Here is a 23,047-nt window from a genome sequence, read left to right as displayed (position 1 = left end):
GAAAGAGGTGTAATCGTGAAAATATTGATCACTGGGGGAGCGGGTTTTATCGGAAGCCATTTTGCACTCAAAATGCTCAAGGAGCATCATGAGGTGGCGATCATCGATAATTTGCATCCCTATTATTCTGTTGAGAGAAAAAGGCAGCATCTTTATGTAATTAAAGAAGCAGGGGATTATCAATTCTATCCAACGGATCTTCTCAACCGCGATGATACCATAAACATTATCAAAAAAATCTCCCCGGATGCGATTGTGCACCTCGCTGCATTGCCCGGTGTGGCATACTCAATTCTTCGTCCTCTTGAATACATAGATTATGATGTAAAGGCAACCGTTAACGTACTTGAAGGAGCGGGGCAGGCCGGTGTGAAGCAGGTCATTTTTGCTTCTTCATCATCGGTTTATGGAATGATGAAAAATACACCATTTAAAGAGGAGATGGCTTCTGGCAAAACTATTTCTCCATACGCGGCCTCAAAATACGCTGCTGAATCCTTTTGCCATGTTTATGGCCACCTTTATGGAATGGATGTTAAAATCCTCAGGTTCTTTACCGTATACGGTCCATGGGGAAGGCCTGATATGGCGATCGCCAATTTCATAAAGAAATTGAAGAACAGGGAAGAGATTACGGTTTTTGGCCAGGGTGGTACTCGTGATTATACATATGTGAGCGACATTGTGAATGGCATTGGCCTTGCACTGCAAAATTTGCAGCAAAGCGCAATTATCAATATCGGGTCTGGCAGGCCAATATCGATGGATCAGCTATTGGACGAGCTCAAGCATTACTATCCTGATATGAAGCTAAGGCGTGAAGAAAATCGTGCCGGAGACGTGGATAGGACATGGGCAGATATATCACTGGCACGTGAATTGCTTGGCTATGAACCAGAGACGGACTTTAGAAAAGGAATTGCAGAAACTGTGGCATGGGCTGAGCAGTATGAAGACTTCATTTAAGAAACTAACCGCCATCCTGCTGATCTCGGCATTTCTGATCATGACGTTTTTCTATCTTGATGCAGGAAGGATCCTCGCTGAAATAAAAGCCATCCTAACGAAACCTGGAGTGCTATTGTTCATTTTTAGCAGTTATTTCCTCGCTTTTTTGGCAAGAGGATTTGCCTGGAAGCTTTATTTGAACCATAGAGTACGCCTTACAACCTGCATGTACGGCCTGTTTTACAGCTTGTTGCTGAACCACCTCCTGCCCGTCAAAGCAGGTGATTTTGCGCGGATCGGTGTGATGAAAGCAAGGGAGCCTGGTATTACTGGGCATGAAGCATTAAATTCAGTGGTTATCCTGCGGGTGATGGATACGGCAATCCTCTTTGCTATGGCATCGGCTGGTCTCACTTTTCTTGAACTGCCCCTGAATGGCGCGGTGCTTGTATGGATCGGAGTAATAGGGTTCGTATTCACTATCATTCTTTACATTAAATTCCGAGCTTTTTTTGACAGACAAATATCTATAATGAAAACTGCCTTCTCTGGCTGGCGGGGAATCTGGATCATTGGGTTGACCTTAATTAGCTGGATGCTGGAAGCTGCAGTGATTTATGGGGTTGTATTAAATGGTGGTGGCATAATCAGTTTCGTACAGGCTGTTTGGGTAAACAGTATCACGGTTGCGGGGCAGATTTTTCAAATTACACCTGGAGGAATTGCAAGCTATGAGGCCATTATGGTTTTCGCATTGGGAGCTAATGGGATAGCCGCAGAAAATGCGTATACAGCTGCGCTGATTACCCATGGACTAAAATATTTATTTTCATTCATCGTTGGAGGGATTGCCTTGGCTGCTTATCCTGTACCGACGGATTTATTGATAAAATGGACTAGAGAAAGGGGCACGGAATCATGAAAAGTGCTTCAAAGTTTGAAAAATTCGCGGCCCGAAGCTGGAATTTACTTAATGAAGGGAAGCCTTTCACGCCAATTTTTACAGTTGGCACAATGGTATTATTTCATCTCGGAGATTTGGGCAATACCGCTGGGATCACAGGGTTTTTACTCGCGCTCTTGACTGTGCTGCCTTTATTCATCATGTATTTTGTTTATGATTTTCCACTTTTTTTGAGAAACTATCTGTGGATTCCACTTGTCGTTTTTATTATCGCTTGGCCTGAACTTAATATAAATCTGCTGCTTTTCGCTGCTGGATTATACTTTTTCTTTACAGTGTTTTTCTGGGGAACATTTTATTATCACCTCAGGATTGGTACTTCATGGCTTAACTTCACGAGATTTTGGAAGCTTGTTTTGAAGAATAGTGACTCTACCAGCGGCAATGCCCAGGAGCAGCTTCCAAAAGTATTCCTGCTGCTCTCTGTTTGGGAACTGTCATTCACTGCATTAACGAATGATGCAAGTGTGCCATTATTAGATCTTGTCTTGTTTTATGGCTTTGTACTGCTTTTTGCGTTCATTCTGCACAGGTATTTGTTTGACTGGAAGCCAAAAGCGTACGAGAGCTTTACGAAGGATGAGGGACCAAAAGTACCTGACAGTGGCCTGTCAGATAAGGTCATTGTCATCGTCATCGATGGAATGCGCAAAGAACGCTTTTATGAGGCAAATACGCCATTTCTTGATCAGTTAAAAGAAAATGGTACAGAATATTTGAATATGGAAACAGTGTACCCTGCAAGGACCGTGGTTTGTTTTAGTTCCATGTTCACCGGAACCTATCCGTTTGAGCATGGCATTAAATCAAATATGGTCTATAAGCTTGGGGTTAATACAGAAACAATTTTTGACTCGCTTCGCAAAGTGGGCAAAAGAGGGAGACTCCTTGGCATAGCACATCTCGTTGATGCGATGGGCAGTGATGTCGAGACAGTTACCGCTGTCATGCATAAGGACAAAGCAGACACAAATATGCTTGCGAGGGCAAGAAAGATCATGGGTGAACAGGATCCAGATTTATTCATCGTCCAGATGATCGGGACGGACCAGGTTGGTCATAGCCGCGGCGTCCTCTATGATGATTATATTGAAAAAATCGAAGAAGCAGACGCCTTGATTAAAGAGTTTGTACACTGGCTTGAAGCTGAAGGGAAAATGGAGAACACCACACTTGTTGTCTGTGCTGACCACGGACAAGCTGATGGCATCGGCGGGCACGGGCATCTGGATGAAGGAGAACGGTTTGTTCCATTTTTCATGCATGGTCCGCATATTGCCAAGGGGGTTAAAGTCCAGGAAAAACATAGTCTGGTTTCACTGGCGCCGACAATCTCCTATCTCATGGGTGCGCCATATCCATCCAGCAGCAGGGGGAAAGTTTTAATGGATGCAATAAAAGCAGAGAAGGATGAGAGTTAAATTGAGTAAAGTTATCGTATTTTTGCCGGCTTTCAACGAAGAAGAATCAATTGGTGAAGTAATTGAAAACATTCCACGCAGTTTCGCCGGTGCTGATCAAGTGGAAGTGTTGGTCATTGATGATGGGTCAACGGATGCCACGGTTGCTGAAGCGAAAAAAGCAGGCGCCGACCATATCATAAGTTTTGAGAAAAACCGCGGCCTGGGAGCCGCGGTAAGGAAAGGGATTGAGGGATGTTTTAGCATGGGGGCTGATGTCGGCGTTATGATTGATGCTGATGGTGAATATCCCGCATGGCAAATCCCAGACATAGTTAAGCCAATACTAAATGGAGAAACCGATTATACAATGGGTTCCCGTTTTATGGGCACAATAAAAGGAATGAAATTTCATCGCAGGATGGGGAATTATTTTTTCACCTTCCTGCAAACATTGTTGTTAAGAAAGTGGTTATACGATGGCCAATCCGGGATGAGGGCTTTTTCACGAAAAGTGCTACAGCATGCTGAAATTATCCATGATTACAATTATGCGCAGGTATTGACACTCAATCTGGTCAGAAAAGGATTCAGGGTGCTTGAAGTGCCGATCAAATACAGGGTCAGGACCACTGGAACATCGTTCATTTCATTCAAGAAATATATGACGAATGTCGTGCCGGCTGTGTACCGTGAAATGTCCAGGCCTGTCTCCAAGGTGGTTGGGGTAAATCAATCCCAATCCAAAAACAGTAAAAATAGTGACAAAAAAGTGACGGTTGTCAAATATGATTGACATTCAAATTGATAATCATTATCATTATCATTGTAGGAGGGAAACAACAAATGAAAAAAGCTATATTTTTTTGTTTATCAATGATATTAATTCTCATTAACGGCATTCCTCAGACTGCTAGTGCTTATTCATACGGTGATCCTAATGAAGAAAAAGTAGCGGAAGTCTATAAGGAAATGCAGTTGAAGCTGGATGAGGACCCTCCGAATTTCTCGGCTGCAACATCCCTGTTTGAAACGGTGAAAGAAGAAATCGATATGCATATGGGAACCGAGCCAGGTGAAGTGATCATGCAAAGCCTGCAAGAAGAAGATAAAGAAGCAACGCTTGAAAATATGGAAAAACTCCTTGTTTTAAATGTTGCAAGAAGACTTGAAAGCATTGAAAAGAGCTTTGAGGAGTATGATACTTCAAAAAAGCTGCTGGCAAAAGGTTATGCTACATATCAGGCGCTTTCGCCAAAGGTAGAAGCAAGTAACCCTGAAACAGACAAAGAAATAAAAGCCGACTTTGATGCTGCACTGGTAGCACTAGGAAATCCCGGACTTTTTGGAGTAGGGAAGAAACCTTCAGACATAGAAGTCTTTAAAGAGAAGAAAGAGGAAATCCTGAATGCATTGCAAGACGAATTCGATCTTCCAAGCCTGGAAGTGGGCCATTTTACAGATACAGAAGAAGAAGAGGGCCCTGGCAAAAAGGACTGGACAGATCGTTCGAATATCCGTAACTGGATTCCTTTGATTCTGATTGTCGCGGTCATTGGTGCGATTGTCGTTATTGGTATTAAGAGAAGAAGATAATAAATTTTGATGACACCTTGGAGAGGGGAGAATCAGCAATGGAAGTTCAAGCATTATTGATTACTTTTCGTGAAGTATTGGAAGCGTTATTAATCATCGGAATCATCACAACATACTTAAAAAGAACCGGTAATCCCAAATATACAAAGTATGTCTGGCTGGGTGCCGGACTTGCTGTTCTGGCTAGTATCGGGGTTGCGATCCTGTTCCAGGTCGTATTTACAGGTTTCGCGGCAATGGGCAGTGAGATATATTTAAAAATCGGAATTATGATCGTGTCTACTTTACTCTTGACCCAGATGGTATTCTGGATGGCAAGCCATAGTAAGGATCTTAAAGGTAACATGGAAGGGAAAATGAATAAGTTCATCTCGACAGGAAACATTGTCGGCATGGTCATCCATTCTTTCCTTGTCGTCCTGCGTGAAGGTATTGAAACGGTCTTCTTCTTTGCGGCAATCACAGGTGGTAACATCGGTGCTGCCATGCAGGGATGGGGAGCAATTACTGGTACATTGCTTGCCGTTGGCGTCTCTTACATGTTCTTCAAAGGTACGATGAAGGTTAAGCTAAAAACGTTCTTCCAAATCACTGGTGCATTCATCATCCTGATTTCTGCTGGATTGCTTGTTCAGGCAATTTCAATGATGCAGGATGTGAACATAATCGGCAGCGTTATGTACCATGTTTACGATATAACGTGGCTATTGCCTGAACACCCGATTGATTATGCACATTATCTCCGTGATACTGGTGTTGCTCCGCTTATCTCTGGTGATGTGGGCATCTTCCTGAAGGCTCTGTTTGGATACTCATCGATGCCTTCGATTGAAGAAGTCATTGCGTATATCGGATACTTTGCGGCGATCTACCTGCTGACTTCATCACGCAGCCCTAAGAAAGTGAAGGCTGTTGAGAACAATGCTGCAGAGAATAAGCAAGTAGTATTGAACCCACAAGTTAAATAATCAATTAGATTCGAGGCTTTACGATCCTCTCTCCAAAAAAGTACAGGGAATTTCCTTGTACTTTTTTCATACGAAAAAAATGATTTCCATGGAAGTTAGTTGGTGTAAAATGATGAATTTAGAAAAAATGAACAGAGTAATCATTCTTGGACTGAGTTCGCTTGCGGTTCTTTACATTTTCACAATACAGTTGAGCTCGCTTAATCCATTCGTATCTTCCTGGGACCAAGTTGACTTTACCCTGGCAATGGACAGGTTTGACCTACGAGCGATGCAGCCGCATTTTCCGGGGTATCCATACTTTATTTTTGGCGGCATGCTTGTCAATTTTTTGGCAGATACCCCAAATCAGGCATTGGTTTTATTTAATGTTTTGGTATACGCTAGCTCGATTTTGCCTGTGTATTTCCTGGCTAAAAGATATGTTTCCGGTGTGAGTGCTTTTCTTGTCGCGGCTGTCATATATACTGCCAGTTATCCGCTGATTATTGTGAACCAGCCAATGTCAGAGGGTGCTGCACTTGCTGCCTTTTGGTGGTACTTCTGGAGTATCGCGGCAGCAGAGTCGAGACCAGCTGGCAAATGGATGCTGCTTCCACTGTTTTTATTCAGTGTCCTATTGGGGATCAGGCTAAGCTACATTCCGATGGGAATCGGTCTGGTATATCTTTTATATAGAAAATGGGCAAAAAGGGAGATTGGACTGGGCGGTGTTATCAAATATGTAGTCATCGCAGGATTGTTCCAGTTAATCTGGGTTGGAGGGCTAGTCATTTCTGAAGGTGGACTCGTTAACTTCCTTGAGCTTGCGTTTGGATTTACTGGAGGGCATTTTCAGGAGTGGGGAGGCACTTCGGTATCCAATGAACTGTCCATGTGGGCACGGATGAAAGCATTCTTGTTTACCAACATTTTGTGGTGGGGAATCTTTTCACGAACAACTGTTTTGATGGTATTATATATAGTTATCGGCATATTAATTTTTTTGCCAGTATCGAAAAGTAAAGTTTATAAGGAAGGCAGCTTTTTATTGGGTGCACTGCTGCTGTTCGCATACGGTGCTTGGGCACTTTTTGCCCAGAATATTGAAAAGCCGAGGCATATACTGCCAATCGCGCTATTGCTCGTGTTTGTTGGTCTGACTGTCTTTTTTAAAAAAAGGGCAGGGGTGTATGTCAGTTTTTTGGTAGTCACCGTTATCATTGCCCAGGCAATGATTTCTTCAAGCTATATTCAAAAACAGGCTGCAATCGAACCAGCGGTCTATCAGCTTGCCCACTATCTGGAGGAGCAGCCAGAGGCCTTCGTTCTGTATACATGGGAAGAAACGAGGGTGCTTCAGTATCTTGAAATGCCTTTTCCGCATAAACGAATCTATACCTATAGGAATTTCCTTCACGATCAGGGGTTATATAAAGGCAAGACGATTTATTTAACGAACAGTGTTGTGGACGGCTTCCATTCCCAGGGCTTTGATTCTGGAGGGAAGCTAGAAAAGGTAGAAACATTTACTTCAGGAAAAATTTTTGACCCAGTCTATCATAAGATTATTCTATATAAATGGACACCGTAACAGGAGGTGAACGGCATGAATGAACAGATCAGGAATAAGCTTGCTCTTCTCCCTGCCCAGCCAGGTTGTTATTTAATGAAGGACAGGCAGGGGACCATTATTTACGTTGGGAAAGCGAAGGTATTGAAGAATAGGGTGCGCTCTTATTTTACAGGATCGCATGACGGAAAAACTCTCCGTCTTGTTAATGAAATTGAGGATTTTGAGTATATCGTCACCTCCTCGGATATGGAAGCGCTGCTTCTTGAAATCAACCTGATCAAGAAATATGATCCAAAATATAACATCATGCTCAAGGATGATAAATCATATCCGTTCATCAAGCTGACTGCCGAACGGCATCCAAAGCTGATTATTACGAGAAAGGTAAAAAAGGACAGCGGCAAATATTTTGGGCCGTATCCCAATGTACAGGCGGCGAATGAGACGAAAAAACTGCTGGACAGGATTTATCCGCTCCGGAAGTGTTCTACGCTGCCTGATCGTGTCTGCCTTTATTATCATATGGGGCAGTGCCTTGCTCCCTGTGTCAAGGACGTAGCCAAGGAAGAGTATAAGCAGATTACAGATGAGATTACACGTTTCCTCAACGGGGGATATAAAGAAATCAAGGAAGATTTGACGGTGAAAATGGCTGCGGCTGCCGAAGAACTTGATTTTGAACGTGCCAAGGAATTTCGCGACAAGATCGTCCATATTGAGGCAACGATGGAAAAGCAGAAGATGACCACGACTGATTTTACCGACCGGGATGTGTTTGGCTATGCTGTCGACAAGGGCTGGATGTGTGTACAGGTCTTCTTTATCCGTCAGGGAAAATTGATTGAACGAGAGGTTTCGATGTTTCCAATCTACAATGAACCTGAAGAAGATATTCTCACATACCTGGGCCAATTTTACTCAAAAAATGAGCATTTCAAGCCAAAGGAAGTATTGGTTCCTGAGGGCGTGGACCTTGAACTAGCAGAGGGTCTGCTTGAAGTCAAAGTGCTAAAACCGCAGCGCGGAAAGAAAAAGGAGCTCGTCCATCTAGCGTCCAAGAATGCCGGTATCGCCCTGAAAGAGAAGTTTTCGTTAATTGACCGTGATGAGGAACGGACCATCAAGGCTGTTGAAAACCTTGGCAAGCAAATGGGCATCTACACCCCTCATCGGATTGAGTCCTTCGATAACTCCAACATTCAGGGAACCGATCCGGTATCAGCGATGATTGTTTTTATCGACGGCAAGCCCGAAAAAAGGGAATACCGCAAATATAAGATTAAGTCAGTAAAAGGTCCGGATGACTATGAATCGATGAGGGAAGTCGTAAGGCGCAGGTATACTCGTGTCCTGAAAGAGGGATTGCCGCTTCCGGATTTGATTATCATCGATGGCGGAAAAGGACATATTGAATCAGCGCGTGATGTGCTTGAGAATGAACTTGGGCTGGATATTCCGATTGCCGGCCTGGCCAAGGATGACAAGCACAGGACTTCGCAGCTCCTCTATGGTAACCCGCTGCAGGTAATAGAACTACCGCGAAACAGCCAGGAGTTTTACCTGTTGCAAAGAATCCAGGATGAAGTCCACCGGTTCGCGATTACCTTCCACCGCCAGTTAAGGGGCAAAAGTGCCTTTCAATCACTGCTTGATGATATCCCGGGCATAGGCGAAAAGCGCAAGAAAGCTCTGTTGAAGCATTTCGGCTCGGTGAAAAAAATGAGAGAAGCCTCTTTGGAAGAGCTGAATGCTGCCGGACTTCCAGCTAATGTTGCGGAGGAACTATATCAGAAATTACAGAATTAATGTAGCATTCTATTTTTAGGTGTGCTATAATGATAAAAATTTCATATAGCTATCACTTTAGAGCATTAAAGTGAAGATAGAGGTGCGAACTTCAAGAGTAAAAGTCAGGAGAATTGTAGGATTCGAGGATGGACTTTGAAAGGGGATGTTCGCCGAAGTGGGGAAATGCCTATCGATTTTCTCGCTGGTCCTTCGTTGAATAAACGCTGGATTGTCAAGATTGCCATCTTGGAGTGCTATCTCATGTTGCAGCGTATATACACGTTTATCAAGCAATGGGAGCCACTTCCATTGCTTTTTCTGTTTTTATGGACCTTTTTTAAAAGAGGACCGGGGAAAATACATATGCGGCGTAGCCATGAAACTCTCTATTAGAGGCAAAATAAGAATGAAGAGGCAGGGGAAACGTATGGGATTGATTGTACAGAAATTCGGTGGAACATCAGTGGGAAGCGTCGAAAGGATCAGGAACGCAGCAAGCAGGACAGCGGAGGAACTGCAGAACGGCAACAATGTGGTCGTAGTCGTTTCAGCAATGGGGAAGACGACGGACCATCTTGTCGAAATGGCGAATGATATTTCCAGCGCGCCATCAAAAAGAGAAATGGATATGCTTTTGACAACAGGAGAGCAAATTACCATCGCACTTTTTTCCATGGCATTGGCGCAAAATGGCATCGATGCCGTTTCCTATACAGGCTGGCAGGCTGGAATCAAAACAGAAGCTGTCCACGGCAACGCCAGGATTGTCGATATTGACACAGACAGGGTTGCCAGGGACTTAGAGACTGGCAAGGTGGTCATTGTCGCGGGATTCCAGGGTGTTACGGATGACGGTGATATCACGACACTTGGACGCGGCGGGTCAGATACAACGGCAGTAGCCCTTGCGGCGGCACTGAAGGCTGATAAATGCGATATCTATACTGATGTGACCGGCGTTTTTACGACTGACCCAAGATATGTGAAAAGCGCGAGAAAATTGCTGAGCGTTTCATATGATGAAATGCTAGAGTTGGCAAATCTCGGGGCAGGAGTGCTCCATCCGCGAGCGGTTGAATTTGCGAAAAACTATGGATTGCCACTTGAAGTAAGATCCAGCATGGAAAAAGAAAGAGGCACGATCATCGAGGAGGAGAATGAAATGGAACAGAATCTAATCGTACGCGGAGTAGCGTTTGAAGACCAAATTACGAGAGTATCAGTCCTTGGAGTAAGCACTTCATTAAAAGGACTTTCAACTATATTCACAACACTTGCACAGAACCACATCAATGTCGATATCATCGTCCAGAGCCGTACAGAAGCAGGGTTAGCCAATATTTCGTTCTCCATTAAGAGTAACGACCTCCCAGAGGCACTGGACGTATTGGAACGCAATAAAGAAGCTTTGAACTATCAGGCGGTCGAATCCGAAACCGGTCTGGCAAAGGTGTCGATTGTAGGTTCAGGAATGGTTTCAAATCCAGGTGTAGCTGCCAAAATGTTTGAAGTCCTTGAAGGACACGGTATCCAGGTGAAGATGGTAAGCACATCTGAAATCAAAGTCTCCACCGTAGTTGATGAGAAAAAAATGGTAAACGCGGTGGAATCATTGCATGAAGCATTTGAACTTTACTCCGAAGCTGTTAAGACGAATTAATCAGGAGAAAAATAGCTTTCCCGGTGCACGTTATTGGGAAGGCTATTTGTGTATATGTTCCCTGTTTAGCAAAAGCGAGAGAAACCGGGCATATAAAAGGTAAATATGTCCTCCCTTTTGGGAAAAGGGAGAGAAACCGGTCACATAAAAGATAAATATGTTCCCTGTTTAGTAAAAAGGGAATAATGTGCCCTTTAAAGTGGGAAGCCAGAGGTAAAGGTCACATAAAAGGGAATAATGTGCCCTTTAAAGTGAAAAGCCAAAGGTAAAGGTCACATAAAAGGGAATAATGTGCCCTTTAAAGTGGGAAGCCAGAGGTAAAGGTCACATAAAGGGAAATGTGCCCTTTAAAGTGAGAACCAAGAGGTAAAGGTCCCATAAAAGGGGATAATGTGCCCTTTAAAGAGAAAAGCGGGAGGTAAAGGTCCCATAAAAGGGGATAATGTGCCCTTTAAAGAGAAAAGCGGGAGGTAAAGGTCCCATAAAAGGGGATAATGTGCCCTTTAAAGAGAAAAGCGGGAGGTAAAGGTCACATAAAAGGGGATAATGTGCCTTTTAAAGAGAAAAGCGGGAGGTAAAGGTCACATAAAACATGCTCCTGAGGAAAATTCGTCATTAAAAACGGCCAGAAAAGGGGCTTAAGCATACCAAAGGGCACAGCGAAGGGTATTCACTGTGCCTGGTTAACTTTATTAGGTGATATGCGTTCGATTTAAATAGCGAATGACAGCCCAGGCTTGGTTAATTACTCGATGGTTTACTCATCAATATGATCATTCTTATCCCATTTGATCGTGAACAGGATTTTCGATGATTTTTTGTTGGGGTGTTCGAAGGCTTCGGCTGTTACTTCTTTCTGTTGTTCAATTTGCTGGGCAATGAAGCCTGCTTCTAGCTGGAATGTGGAATTTGGGTTATTTTTCAGTCGGGAGGAAATTAGCTCGCTGCCAAGTTCAAGCACCATTTCTCTTCGGGATTGTTCTTTGATGGTTAGTGTGCCCCAGCCGGCATCCAGGAAAAAGCGGATGGTTTCGTCATGGGTTGCTAATGGAAACTTTCGGGCAAGGCGTTTGCCGGCCCAATACAGAATTTCTGGCGTATCTTTGCCGAGCAATTCCGGCAGAAGGACTTCCCTGATCAATTCATATCCAAACGCAGGGACAGCCATTGGCTCGCTTTCAGTTTTTTGCTCAGAAGTAGTTATGTCACTCATGTTCTCCCCTCTTTCTATCACTCTATTATAAACAATTTGCCTCGAAAACAACCTGAGATCTAAAATATAAAAGTTGTTAAATTTTGCTTGGCATAAGTAATACTATAAATTTTTTCCATGTTTATACCATACCCGAAACTTTGGTATCCAAAAATTATTGTTCCGGGAAATTTTAATCAGCTGTGTCCTATAGGCAATAGTATTATTTTAATATACTCTTTAACGCGTTGGAATAATTAGAAAGTGGTGTTTTTACAATATCAATATATTTTAAAAATTTTATTTATATAAGCATTTTTATGTATCCGTTTTCTTGACGCTCTATTATGATGGGAGTAAAATGAACATGTCACATAATTGTAAGAAATGCTTATTTTTTTGATGTTGGGTTTAATCAATCTGTTAGGTTAATAGAGATGGGGAGAGAAGCCTGAACATCACGGTCAAATTTCAAGGGGGGTATACATATGGCAGGTAGACAAGAGTTTTATTGGCGGAGGCTGCATTCTTTGCTGGGTGTCATTCCAGTAGGTCTTTTCCTTATGCAGCACCTTGTAGTCAACCATTTCGCTACTGGGGGAGAAGAATCATTCAATAACGCAGCACATTTTATGGAGCAGTTGCCTTTCAGGTACTTTTTAGAAATTTTCATTATCTTCTTACCATTATTATTCCATGCAATTTACGGTCTTTATATTGCTTTTACGGCTAAAAACAATATAGGCCAATACAGCCATTTCAGAAACTGGATGTTCATGCTTCAGCGTGTGTCTGGTGTAATCACTTTGATTTTCGTAGCTTGGCATGTATGGGAAACACGTATTGCAGCAGCATTTGGTGCAGAAGTTAACTTCCAGATGATGGAGACAATTCTTTCATCTCCATTCATGCTTTGGTTCTATTTAATTGGTGTCATCTCGACAACTTTCCACTTTGCGAACGGATTATGGTCATTCTTCGTAAGCTGGGGAATCACTGTAACACCACGTTCACAAGTGATTTCCACTTATGTCACTATCGGAGTTTTCATTGCGCTTTCCATTGTAGGTGTACGCGCAATCCTGGCATTCGTATAAAACCTTTTCTAGGACTATATGCTGAAAAAGATTTACTTTTGATCGGATATGAAAGACAGACATGGATTTAAGGGAGTGAGTCACGATGAGTAAAGGTAAGGTGATCGTAGTCGGCGGCGGTTTGGCTGGCTTAATGGCTACAATAAAAGTTGCAGAAACAGGAACTCCTGTTGAACTGTTTTCTCTTGTGCCGGTAAAACGTTCCCACTCTGTATGTGCACAGGGCGGAATCAACGGTGCAGTAAATACTAAAGGTGAAGGTGACTCTCCATGGGAGCACTTTGATGATACAGTATACGGCGGTGACTTCCTTGCGAACCAGCCACCGGTTAAGGCTATGGCTGAAGCAGCGCCTGGCATCATCCACCTTCTTGACCGTATGGGAGTTATGTTCAACCGTACGCCGGAAGGTTTGCTAGATTTCCGCCGCTTTGGTGGTACTCAGCACCACCGTACAGCATTTGCTGGTGCGACAACTGGTCAGCAGCTTCTATACGCTTTGGATGAGCAGGTACGCCGTCATGAAGTGGCTGGATTGGTCACAAAGTACGAAGGATGGGAATTCCTTGGTATAGTCAAAGACGAAGAAGGTGTGTGCCGCGGAGTCGTAGCACAGAACCTGACTTCAATGGAAATCAAATCGTTTGCTGCTGATGCCGTCATCATGGCAACGGGTGGCCCTGGTATCATTTTCGGTAAAACAACGAACTCAGTTATCAATACAGGTTCAGCTGCTGCGATCGTATACCAGCAGGGAGGATATTACGCTAACGGTGAATTCATCCAAATTCACCCAACAGCAATCCCAGGAGATGACAAACTCCGCCTGATGAGTGAATCTGCCCGCGGAGAAGGTGGACGAGTTTGGACTTATAAGGATGGCAAGCCATGGTACTTCCTTGAAGAGAAGTATCCTGCATATGGAAATCTTGTTCCTCGTGACATCGCTACACGTGAAATCTTCGATGTGTGCGTAAGCCAAAAGCTTGGCATCAACGGCGAGAACATGGTTTATCTTGATCTTTCACATAAGGACCCTAAAGAGCTTGATATCAAGCTTGGCGGTATCATCGAAATCTATGAGAAATTCATGGGCGATGACCCAAGAAAAGTTCCTATGAAAATATTCCCTGCCGTTCACTATTCTATGGGCGGACTATGGGTTGACTATGATCAAATGACAAACATTCCAGGCCTGTTTGCTGCAGGTGAGGTTGATTATTCACAGCACGGTGCCAACCGTCTTGGAGCTAACTCACTATTGTCTGCAATCTACGGCGGAATGGTAGCAGGTCCAAACGCGATCCGTTACATCAACGGCCTTGAAAAGAGCTCAGATGCTGTTTCTTCCGTGCTATTTGATGATGCTGTCAAGATGGAACAGGAGAAGTGGAACAATGTAATGTCATTGGATGGTACTGAAAATGCCTATGTTCTTCATAAAGAGCTCGGCGAGTGGATGACAGACAATGTCACAGTAGTTCGCTACAATGACAGATTGCAAAAAACCGATGAGAAAATTGTGGAACTGATGGACCGTTACAAGAATATCAACATCAACGATACAGCGAAATGGAGCAACCAGGGTGCTGTGTTCACACGCCAGCTTCAAAACATGCTTCAGCTTGCACGTGTTATCACAATTGGTGCATATAACCGTAATGAAAGCCGTGGGGCTCACTATAAACCAGAATTCCCAGATCGTAATGATGAGGACTTCTTGAAAACAACAATGGCGAAGTTTGTTGATGCAAACTCTGCGCCAGCTTTCCACTATGAAGAAGTTGATACTTCATTAATCCAACCGCGTAAGCGCGATTACTCTAAGAAGAAGGGGGAGTAATAAGGTATGTCAGATAAAAAAACTGTCCGTTTTATCATCAGTCGTCAGGATACTCCTGATTCAGCCCCTTATCAGGAAGAGTTTGAACTAGATTACCGTCCAAATATGAATGTCATTTCGGCGCTAATGGAAATTCGCCGTAATCCTGTAAATACAAAAGGCGAAGCCACTACTCCTATTGCTTGGGATATGAACTGTCTTGAAGAGGTTTGTGGTGCATGTTCAATGGTCATCAATGGCCGCCCGCGCCAGTCATGCTCAGCGCTCGTTGACCAGCTGGAGCAGCCAATCAGGCTTGAGCCGATGAGAACATTCCCGGTTGTCCGTGACCTTCAGGTTGACCGCAGCCGCATGTTCGATTCTTTGAAGCGTGTTAAAGCATGGGTGCCAATCGATGGTACTTACGATCTTGGTCCTGGACCACGTATGCCAGAGAAAAAGCGTCAGTGGGCATATGAACTTTCCAAATGTATGACTTGCGGTGTCTGCCTGGAGGCTTGCCCTAACGTAAACGACAAGTCAGATTTCATCGGGCCGCAGCCGTTATCACAGGTTCGTCTCTTCAACGCCCACCCAACAGGTGCTTTGAACAAAGGCGAGCGTCTTGAAACAATCATGGGAGACGGCGGACTCGCAAACTGCGGTAACTCACAGAACTGCGTCCAGTCTTGCCCTAAAGGCATTCCATTGACAACTTCAATCGCAGCCTTGAACCGTGATACAACATTCCAGTCATTCAAGAACTTCTTCGGAAGCGATCAAGTATAACGTGCAGCCTCCTTTTCTTTTCGAAAGGGAGGTTTTTTCTTATACGGCTATAATAGTACTTTTTAGAAGGTGGTTCCCTTGGTATACTTTACTAAAGGCATAAATGGGAGCGGTATATGAAACTTACAAAGATATTGGCGATTGGGATTGTTGTTAGTGGTGTAGTTATCCTGGGGATTGGATTGTTTCAGTTATGGGACATTAAACGCCAGGAGCAGATTTCGCTTGAGGCAGCAAAAGAATTGGTCGAGGAAAATAAACCGAAGGCCAAAAAGGAAGAATTCAAGCCTGAGACAGGAGAGGCTTCTGGATTGCTTTTGATTCCAAAAATCAATGCGGAATTGGCAATAGTAGAAGGAACGGATGCTGACGACCTTGAAAAAGGAGTTGGCCACTATAAAGGCTCATATTATCCTGAGGAGAATGGACAAATCGTCCTTTCTGGCCATCGTGATACAGTCTTTCGCAAGGCAGGGGATTTGGTAATAGGCGATCAATTGACGATGAAAATGCCTTATGGAGATTATACATATGAGATTACCGGCACAAAAATTGTCAGTGCAGATGATACCAGTATCATTACCCTCCAGAATTCCGAAGAAGAGCTCGTTTTGACAACATGCTATCCATTCAGCTATGTAGGTGATGCGCCCGATCGTTATATTATTTATGCGAAAAGGACATCGGATGATCATTGAATCAAAAATATTATGTAAAACAAGCCAGGACCAATAGTCCTGGCTTGTTTTCTTTTTATCTAGTAAATAAGTTCGTCTCTCGAGAAAACGTTTTCATACTATAGATTCATTTTTCAGTATTTAACAAAAAACTTACATTCACTTCATGAAAAGGCGTAATTATCCATGGTATATTTCACTTGGCGGAATACTATAAATTCCGACAAAATTTTAGGAGGAATATATATGGGGAATATAAAGCGTAAAACTTTTTCCTGGCTGACAGCAGTTATTTTACTAGTAAGCTATGTGATGCCATTTTCTGGACAAGCATCTGCTGAAACCGTTATGACTGTCCAGCAGGCAATAGAAAATAACAGTGGTACAGGTACCGTTGAAGGATACATAGTTGGACATACAAAAGCGACCAATTCATATGACTATGAAGCACCCTTTGGAAATGATTATAACTTTGCGCTGGCAGATAATCCTGATGAAAGAGATCCGGCAAAGATTCTACCAGTACAGGTTTCTTCATCATTCAGAAGCGCATTTGGCTTACAAACCAATCCTGACATAGTTGGAAAAAAGATAAAGGTTACAGGGTCATTGGAGGACTATTTCTCGGTACCAGCCTTAAAATCCCCATCGGCTATGGTGTTCGCTGACGGCAGCGGCGAAGAGCCAGGAGAACCTGGTGAACCAGAGCCGCCAGCAGTAACTGGACTGAAGATCCATGACATCCAGGGTGAAGGCCATGCTTCTCCATACAAGGATCAGCTGGTAGCTCAAGTTGCAGGTATTGTAACAAAAGTTGAAGGAAACAATGCTTTCTTCATGCAGGACCCTGAAGATGATGGCAATCCCAATACATCTGAAGCTATCTATGTATATAAAAAAGCTCACGGCCTTGCTGAAGGTGATCAAGTCGAAGTCGATGGCCTTGTGAAAGAGTGGGTATTGGATGGTTATAGAGAAAAGTTGGAAACCGACCTTGCAATGACTGAAATCAATGCTACTGAAGTGACAAAACTTGCTTCAGGCGTCGAGCTTCCTGAACCGGTTGTCATTGGTCAGGACCGTATTGCTCCAAGCCAGGTAATAGACAATGACCAATTTGGTGTATTTGATCCTGGAGAGGATGGCATCGATTTTTATGAAAGCCTAGAAGGAATGAGAATCGGAGTAGAAAGCCCACAGGTAATTGGACCTCAAAAGTATGGCGAAGTACCGGTTATCGCCAATAAGGTGGAAGGGAAAGTATACAGCCCGCAAGGCGGAATCCTGCTGACTGAGGAAAGCTCTAACCCTGAAAGAATGTTCCTGCTTATTGATCGTGATTTTGTAGCAAAAGCAGGCGACCATTTTAACGGCCTGGTTACTGGTGTTGTTAGCTACGGCTTCTCCAACTATAAAATCCTCGTTGACCAGGAAACTCTTCCTGAGTTGGTTGAGAGTGAGTTGATCGAGGATTATGTCACTTTTGAACAAAAAGAGAATAAACTGACGATTGCCAATTATAATATTGAAAATTTTTCTGCTGAAACTGATCAATCCAAGACTGCTAGAATTGCAGGTTCAATCATCAATAACTTGAAGACCCCTGATATTGTTGGTCTAGTAGAGGTACAGGATAATGATGGCCAGACTGCCAGCGGCTCTGCAGATGCATCACAAAGCTACCAGGCTTTGATTGATGAAATTATTGCACAAGGCGGACCTGCATACAGCTGGACCGACATCGCTCCTGAGTACAATCAGGATGGTGGTGCGCCTGGAGGTAATATCCGGGTTGGGTATTTATATAATCCTGAACGAGTGCAGCTTAAAGAAGCTCCGAAAGGAACAGCTACAGACGCTGTTGCCTATGAAAACGGCGACCTAACCTTGAATCCAGGAAGAATTGATCCGCAGAATCCTATTTTCGAAGATACTAGAAAGCCATTGGCGGCAGAGTTTGTGTTCAAAGGACAGGAAGTAATTGTCATTGCCAATCATTTTAACTCAAAGGGTGGAGATGATCCTTTATTCGGGGTTACCCAGCCACCAGTACTCGATAGCGAAGTGCAAAGAATTGAGATTGCAAAATTGCTCAATGAATTTATTGCAGGCATACATGCAGAAGATCCAAAGGCAAATGTTGTTGTTCTTGGCGATTTGAATGACTTCGAATTTTCCAAGCCAATTGAGGTTCTGGAAAACGGCCAATTGACTAATATGGTTGAGACTTTGCCAGAAGGCGAGAGGTTCACTTACAACTACCAGGGGAATTCACAGGTGTTGGATCATATCCTTGTATCTAATCATCTCGCTGATCAAACAGAGGCTGATATTATCAATATCAACTCCTTGTATATGGAAGAGCATGGACGAGCAAGCGACCATGATCCTGTAATGGTGCAAATTCATTTGAATAATGGGCAAAGACAGTGTCCGGATTCAAGTGGCAACGGACCAGAAAAGCAGAATGAAGATAACGGAAAGCATCTAGGGCACGATAAAAAAGGTAAAGCTTGTGGCTATGACAAGGCTAGCTGAATCAAAAGGAGGGATTGGAAATTTCCAATCCTTCTTTTTTGTTTCCAAAGAGACTAAAAATATTTATAATAAAGAAAAGAATGAATGTTCATTCAGTTTACGGGAGGTTTCAACATGAAGAAGATGGAATACATTAATGAGATTGTAAGCTGGGAAGAGGAGTTTGAATTTTTTTACCATGTGAAGGTTCGGTTTTCGGAAACAGATATGTTTGGGCACTTAAATAACACTGTCCCGTTTACATATTTCGAACAGGCGAGGATTGAATATTTTAAGAGCCAGGGGTTCATGCAGGATTGGGTCAAACCAGAGAATGAGACGATTCCGGTCGTTGCCGATCTGCAATGTGATTATTTAAGCCAGATCTTTTTTGATGAGGACCTGAAAATTTATGTCAAAGCTAATTCAATTGGAAATTCTTCGGTTGATCTTCACTACATGGTCAAAAAAGCAGATGGCTCGATATGCCTTACTGGAAGGGGAACGATCGTTCAAATCTCCAAGAGGACAGGCAAGGGTGTATCCTGGACAGAGGATATGAGGCACTTGTTTTCAGAAAGCAAGAAATCCGCTGTTAAATAAGTTTTGTGTTAATTAATAAGACTCTTTTCTCAAACTTTGTTGCTATTGAATACAAAATTGGAGTGAATCACCACATTCCTTCGTAAAGTTGACGCTTCTTATGAGAAAAGAGCATGCAAACTTAATACCGACCTGCAAAATGGGTATATAATACGTTAAAATCGGCTTTAGGATTTAACAACAATCTTTACGAAAACAGCCATTAATAAAAATTGGCATGAAGTCCCTTAAATATTGTCACTACAATTCTTTCCTTCACATATGATATTTTGACTAAATTTATACCCACCCCGCAGTTCACAGCTGGCGAAGGCAAGGAGGGTTACAATACTTGAAGGAAAATGAATATACTCACAAGCCATTACTCACTAAACGCGAAAGAGAAGTTTTCGAACTGTTAGTACAAGACAAAACAACAAAAGAGATCGCTAGTGAATTATTTATCAGCGAAAAAACGGTTCGGAACCATATTTCAAACGCCATGCAAAAGCTTGGTGTAAAGGGGCGTTCCCAAGCTGTTGTAGAGCTCCTGCGTATGGGAGAGCTAGAACTTTAATCAAGACCGGCCAACCTTGATGGGAGGCCGGTTAAGATGTTTATAGGGGTAAAACAGTCTGTAATCGGAATTCTGTCTTGAAATTTGCTCGAAAAAAGTAGAAAATAAGGACAATAGTAAAAATCATCTCTGCTTGGATAACAAGTTTTATGGATAAAGGAAATAGATTTTTAGGAGTTGTTACGGATGAAACTTGAAGGGGTAGAAAAAAATCAGGGACTCGAGACGGTTGCTGATATCGAAAAGGATCTACGGTACATATCTGGGATCATAAAGCAGAAGGGACGCGAACTCCTCAGCAATTACACAATCACTCCTCCCCAGTTCATTGCACTGCAATGGCTATTCGAGGATGGGGATATGACGATCGGGGAACTGTCGAATAAAATGTTCCTGGCATGCAGCACCACCACGGATCTTGTTGACAGGATGGAGAAAAATGAACTTGTTGTAAGAGTAAAGGATCCTAATGACAGGCGTGTTGTTCGCATCCATCTGCTGGACGAAGGTGAAAGGATCATCGATGAAGTGATCAAGAAACGCCAATTGTACCTTCAAGAGGTATTGAAGGATTTTTCAGGTGAGGAAATATTATCCCTTAAAGTGGGCTTAACGAAATTACATCAAGAAATGCGTGGAGAATGAGGCGAGTTTTTTGGATCGACCAATCGGAATCATTGATTCAGGAGTAGGCGGGCTAACCGTTGCCAAGGAAGTCATGAGACAGCTTCCATATGAACAGATCATCTATGTCGGTGATACGGCCCGTTGTCCATACGGGCCTCGCCCTGTTGAGGAAGTGAAAAGATTTACCTGGCAAATGACCCGTTTCCTGCTGGAAAAGAATATTAAAATGCTTGTCATCGCGTGCAATACAGCGACCGCGGTGGTCCTTGACGAAATAAGGAATGAACTATCGATTCCTGTGTTAGGCGTCATTCAGCCTGGTGCGAGGACAGCAATCAAGGTTACGGACAATTATAAAATTGGCATTATCGGAACTGAAGGCACTGTAAAAAGCCGAGCGTACGAGCATGCGCTGAAATCCATCAACCGTAAGACTGCTATTGAAGCACTCGCTTGCCCTAAATTCGTGCCGCTTGTAGAAAGTGGTGAATACGATGGACGGGTCGCAAAAAAAGTGGTCACTGAAACCCTGCAACCATTACAGGGGAAGGGACTTGATACATTGATCCTGGGCTGCACCCACTATCCTTTGCTCGAGCCGCTCATTAAGGAAGTGCTTGGTCCTGAGGTCAAGGTGATCAGTTCAGGCGAAGAAACAGCCAGAGAGGTAAGCACGATCCTCGGCCATAACGACATGTTTGCTGCCAGGGAAGAGCTTCCGGAGCATTCCTATTACATGACAGGCTCAAGAACGATATTTTCCTCCATAGCATCCCAGTGGCTGGAAAGGCCGATAGAAAATGTTGAGAAAATTAAATTAGGTTAAATATGGCTTCCGGAGACGGAGGTCTTTTTTGATTGGATAAGAAAGTATAAAATTTTCACTTCGAGAATTGTCCAGCTCCAGCGCCTAGCCCCTCGAGTCGCTTCGGTCCTGCCAATGAAGTCAAAGAACGACTTCACTGTCAGGCCCTCCAGCACTTGTCGGGGCTGACCAAGGCGCTTGCGCTTTTCTTATTTTGTTTTCTATTTTATTTGATCAAAAATCTTCTCAAAGGCGGTCTAAAATATCCAAAGGCTCGTATACATAGTAGTACAAACTGTCTTTGGAGGGATTTATATGTCAAAAAATAAAAAGGCTGTGGTCGTAACAGCTGCTACATTGGCAACTACGGTATTCCTATCTGGCTGTGGACTGTTCGGGGGCGAGGAAAAGAAGAAGATCGATCCTCCCCAGGATGTTACTTTCATGGAAGATGGGGAGGCGCTTGATGAAAATGTTTCTACAGAAACAAATGAGGATGGAAAAGAAGCAGTTGAGACGTCCATTCAGACAGAACTTTATTTGATCGATAAAAATGGATATGTCGTTTCACAGACGATGGGTCTACCGAAAAAAGAGGGTGTAGCCCAGCAGGCGCTGGAATACCTTGTTGCGAATGGGCCTGTTGAGCAAATGCTTCCAAATGGCTTCAGGGCCGTCCTTCCAGCGGATACACAAATGACAGTGAACATCAAGGACGGAACAGCAACAGTAGACTTTTCAAAAGAATTTGCAACCTATAAAAAAGAGGATGAGAAAAAGATTCTTCAGGCTGTGACATGGACGCTTACACAATTTGACACAGTTGATGAAGTTAAGCTTCAGATGAATGGCACTCCTCTTGAGGCAATGCCTGTAGGCGGTACTCCTATTGGAGGAGAGTTAAGCCGTGCGGATGGCATCAACGTCGACAACTCCGATGTCGTTGATATCACAAATACTAAAGCAGTCACTGTTTATTATATTGGCGGTGCGGAAGGCGCATATTATTATGTTCCTGTAACAAAACGCGTCAGCAATGATGTGAAGGATAACATTACCGCAATCGTGAACGAGCTCGTTGAAGGGCCAGCATATGCATCCAATCTTCTGTCGGATTTCCAGTCGGGTGTAAAGCTGCTTGATGCGCCTAAGTTTGAGGAAGGAAAGGTAACATTGAACTTCAATGAATCCATCTACGGAAGCTTTGAAGAAAAAATGGTATCTGAACACCTGTTAAATTCACTTGTACTGTCCCTGACAGAACAGCATGGTGTTGAGAGTGTGGCCCTTACTGTGAATGGGAAGGCAGATGTGCTGACAGAAACGGGAGAAAAACTGGCTGAGCCGGTTACAAGGCCTGAAAAAGTAAACACAGGTAGTTTTTAATAGCCAGATTTTGATATACTAAATAAAGACATTCAAAGAGGCAGGCGTATTCCCTGCCTCTTATTTATTGTGTTTTCCAGGCAGGCCGTCTGCCTTT

20 protein-coding genes and 1 riboswitch are annotated in these 23,047 nt (G+C 43.3%); of the genes, 19 read left to right on the top strand and 1 reads right to left on the bottom strand.

Going from position 1 to position 23,047, the window contains the following annotated elements:
* Positions 1 to 15: 15 nt before the first annotated feature.
* From AC0VX7_RS17985 to AC0VX7_RS17945, 9 genes are all read left to right on the top strand, one after another.
* Positions 16 to 966, top strand: coding sequence for an NAD-dependent epimerase/dehydratase family protein (locus tag AC0VX7_RS17985; protein WP_475425289.1), 951 nt, complete (start codon positions 16 to 18; stop codon positions 964 to 966).
* Positions 950 to 1,870 (top strand): lysylphosphatidylglycerol synthase transmembrane domain-containing protein, encoded by a 921-nt coding sequence (locus AC0VX7_RS17980; RefSeq protein WP_475425288.1) that lies wholly within the window; start codon positions 950 to 952, stop codon positions 1,868 to 1,870. Before AC0VX7_RS17985 ends, AC0VX7_RS17980 begins: the two co-directional genes overlap by 17 nt.
* Positions 1,867 to 3,333, top strand: a complete 1,467-nt coding sequence (locus AC0VX7_RS17975) for an alkaline phosphatase family protein (protein ID WP_475425287.1) — start codon at positions 1,867 to 1,869, stop codon at positions 3,331 to 3,333. The genes AC0VX7_RS17980 and AC0VX7_RS17975 overlap by 4 nt, the downstream gene beginning before the upstream one ends.
* The gene (locus AC0VX7_RS17970; RefSeq protein WP_475425286.1) at positions 3,323 to 4,108 is read left to right on the top strand and encodes a glycosyltransferase family 2 protein; all 786 of its coding nucleotides are present in this window, start codon (positions 3,323 to 3,325) and stop codon (positions 4,106 to 4,108) included. Before AC0VX7_RS17975 ends, AC0VX7_RS17970 begins: the two co-directional genes overlap by 11 nt.
* A gap of 50 nt (positions 4,109 to 4,158) precedes the next feature.
* Positions 4,159 to 4,908, top strand: coding sequence for a hypothetical protein (locus AC0VX7_RS17965; RefSeq protein WP_475425285.1), 750 nt, complete (start codon positions 4,159 to 4,161; stop codon positions 4,906 to 4,908).
* 38 nt (positions 4,909 to 4,946) lie between these two features.
* The gene (locus AC0VX7_RS17960; protein WP_475425284.1) at positions 4,947 to 5,876 is read left to right on the top strand and encodes an FTR1 family iron permease; all 930 of its coding nucleotides are present in this window, start codon (positions 4,947 to 4,949) and stop codon (positions 5,874 to 5,876) included.
* Positions 5,877 to 5,985: 109 nt separating this feature from the next.
* Positions 5,986 to 7,449: a glycosyltransferase family protein gene (locus AC0VX7_RS17955; RefSeq protein WP_475425283.1), complete on the top strand. Its 1,464-nt coding sequence runs from the start codon at positions 5,986 to 5,988 to the stop codon at positions 7,447 to 7,449.
* 15 nt (positions 7,450 to 7,464) lie between these two features.
* A complete protein-coding gene (uvrC, locus tag AC0VX7_RS17950) occupies positions 7,465 to 9,237 on the top strand; it encodes an excinuclease ABC subunit UvrC (RefSeq protein ID WP_475425282.1) in 1,773 nt (590 codons plus the stop codon).
* 69 nt (positions 9,238 to 9,306) lie between these two features.
* Positions 9,307 to 9,484: riboswitch (Lysine riboswitch) on the top strand.
* A gap of 162 nt (positions 9,485 to 9,646) precedes the next feature.
* The gene (locus AC0VX7_RS17945; RefSeq protein WP_475425281.1) at positions 9,647 to 10,879 is read left to right on the top strand and encodes an aspartate kinase; all 1,233 of its coding nucleotides are present in this window, start codon (positions 9,647 to 9,649) and stop codon (positions 10,877 to 10,879) included.
* Between the two features lie 757 nt (positions 10,880 to 11,636).
* Here AC0VX7_RS17945 and AC0VX7_RS17940 read toward each other — a convergent pair.
* Positions 11,637 to 12,092, bottom strand: coding sequence for a YslB family protein (locus AC0VX7_RS17940; RefSeq protein ID WP_475425280.1), 456 nt, complete (start codon positions 12,090 to 12,092; stop codon positions 11,637 to 11,639).
* A 467-nt stretch (positions 12,093 to 12,559) separates the two neighbouring features.
* Between AC0VX7_RS17940 and AC0VX7_RS17935 the strand changes: the two genes are divergently transcribed.
* The 10 genes from AC0VX7_RS17935 to AC0VX7_RS17890 all read left to right on the top strand — a co-directional run bounded on the left by AC0VX7_RS17935 (position 12,560) and on the right by AC0VX7_RS17890 (position 22,950).
* Positions 12,560 to 13,168: a succinate dehydrogenase cytochrome b558 subunit gene (locus AC0VX7_RS17935; protein ID WP_215036512.1), complete on the top strand. Its 609-nt coding sequence runs from the start codon at positions 12,560 to 12,562 to the stop codon at positions 13,166 to 13,168.
* Positions 13,169 to 13,253: 85 nt separating this feature from the next.
* Positions 13,254 to 15,011 carry a succinate dehydrogenase flavoprotein subunit gene (gene sdhA / locus AC0VX7_RS17930; protein WP_475425279.1) on the top strand — a complete coding sequence of 586 codons (1,758 nt, stop codon included), beginning with the start codon at positions 13,254 to 13,256 and terminating at the stop codon, positions 15,009 to 15,011.
* A gap of 6 nt (positions 15,012 to 15,017) precedes the next feature.
* Complete coding sequence (gene sdhB, locus AC0VX7_RS17925; protein WP_475425278.1) at positions 15,018 to 15,779, top strand: succinate dehydrogenase iron-sulfur subunit; 762 nt, start codon at positions 15,018 to 15,020, stop codon at positions 15,777 to 15,779.
* Positions 15,780 to 15,895: 116 nt separating this feature from the next.
* Entirely contained in the window at positions 15,896 to 16,477 is a 582-nt protein-coding gene (locus AC0VX7_RS17920) for a class D sortase (protein WP_475425277.1), read from the top strand.
* Between the two features lie 225 nt (positions 16,478 to 16,702).
* The gene (locus AC0VX7_RS17915; protein WP_475425276.1) at positions 16,703 to 18,994 is read left to right on the top strand and encodes a DUF6359 domain-containing protein; all 2,292 of its coding nucleotides are present in this window, start codon (positions 16,703 to 16,705) and stop codon (positions 18,992 to 18,994) included.
* Between the two features lie 114 nt (positions 18,995 to 19,108).
* Positions 19,109 to 19,576 (top strand): acyl-CoA thioesterase, encoded by a 468-nt coding sequence (locus tag AC0VX7_RS17910; RefSeq protein WP_475425275.1) that lies wholly within the window; start codon positions 19,109 to 19,111, stop codon positions 19,574 to 19,576.
* A gap of 331 nt (positions 19,577 to 19,907) precedes the next feature.
* The gene (gene gerE, locus AC0VX7_RS17905; protein WP_019154738.1) at positions 19,908 to 20,132 is read left to right on the top strand and encodes a spore germination transcription factor GerE; all 225 of its coding nucleotides are present in this window, start codon (positions 19,908 to 19,910) and stop codon (positions 20,130 to 20,132) included.
* Positions 20,133 to 20,318: 186 nt separating this feature from the next.
* A complete protein-coding gene (locus tag AC0VX7_RS17900) occupies positions 20,319 to 20,777 on the top strand; it encodes a MarR family winged helix-turn-helix transcriptional regulator (RefSeq protein ID WP_475425274.1) in 459 nt (152 codons plus the stop codon).
* Positions 20,778 to 20,787: 10 nt separating this feature from the next.
* A complete protein-coding gene (gene racE, locus AC0VX7_RS17895; protein ID WP_475425273.1) occupies positions 20,788 to 21,585 on the top strand; it encodes a glutamate racemase in 798 nt (265 codons plus the stop codon).
* A gap of 294 nt (positions 21,586 to 21,879) precedes the next feature.
* Positions 21,880 to 22,950 carry a GerMN domain-containing protein gene (locus AC0VX7_RS17890; RefSeq protein ID WP_475425272.1) on the top strand — a complete coding sequence of 357 codons (1,071 nt, stop codon included), beginning with the start codon at positions 21,880 to 21,882 and terminating at the stop codon, positions 22,948 to 22,950.
* Positions 22,951 to 23,047: the final 97 nt, after the last annotated feature.

The organism is Mesobacillus sp. QJM3NY_10, from assembly GCF_056173465.1.
Note: the sequence above shows the minus strand (reverse complement) of the source record. Positions and strands in the feature narration are given on the sequence as shown.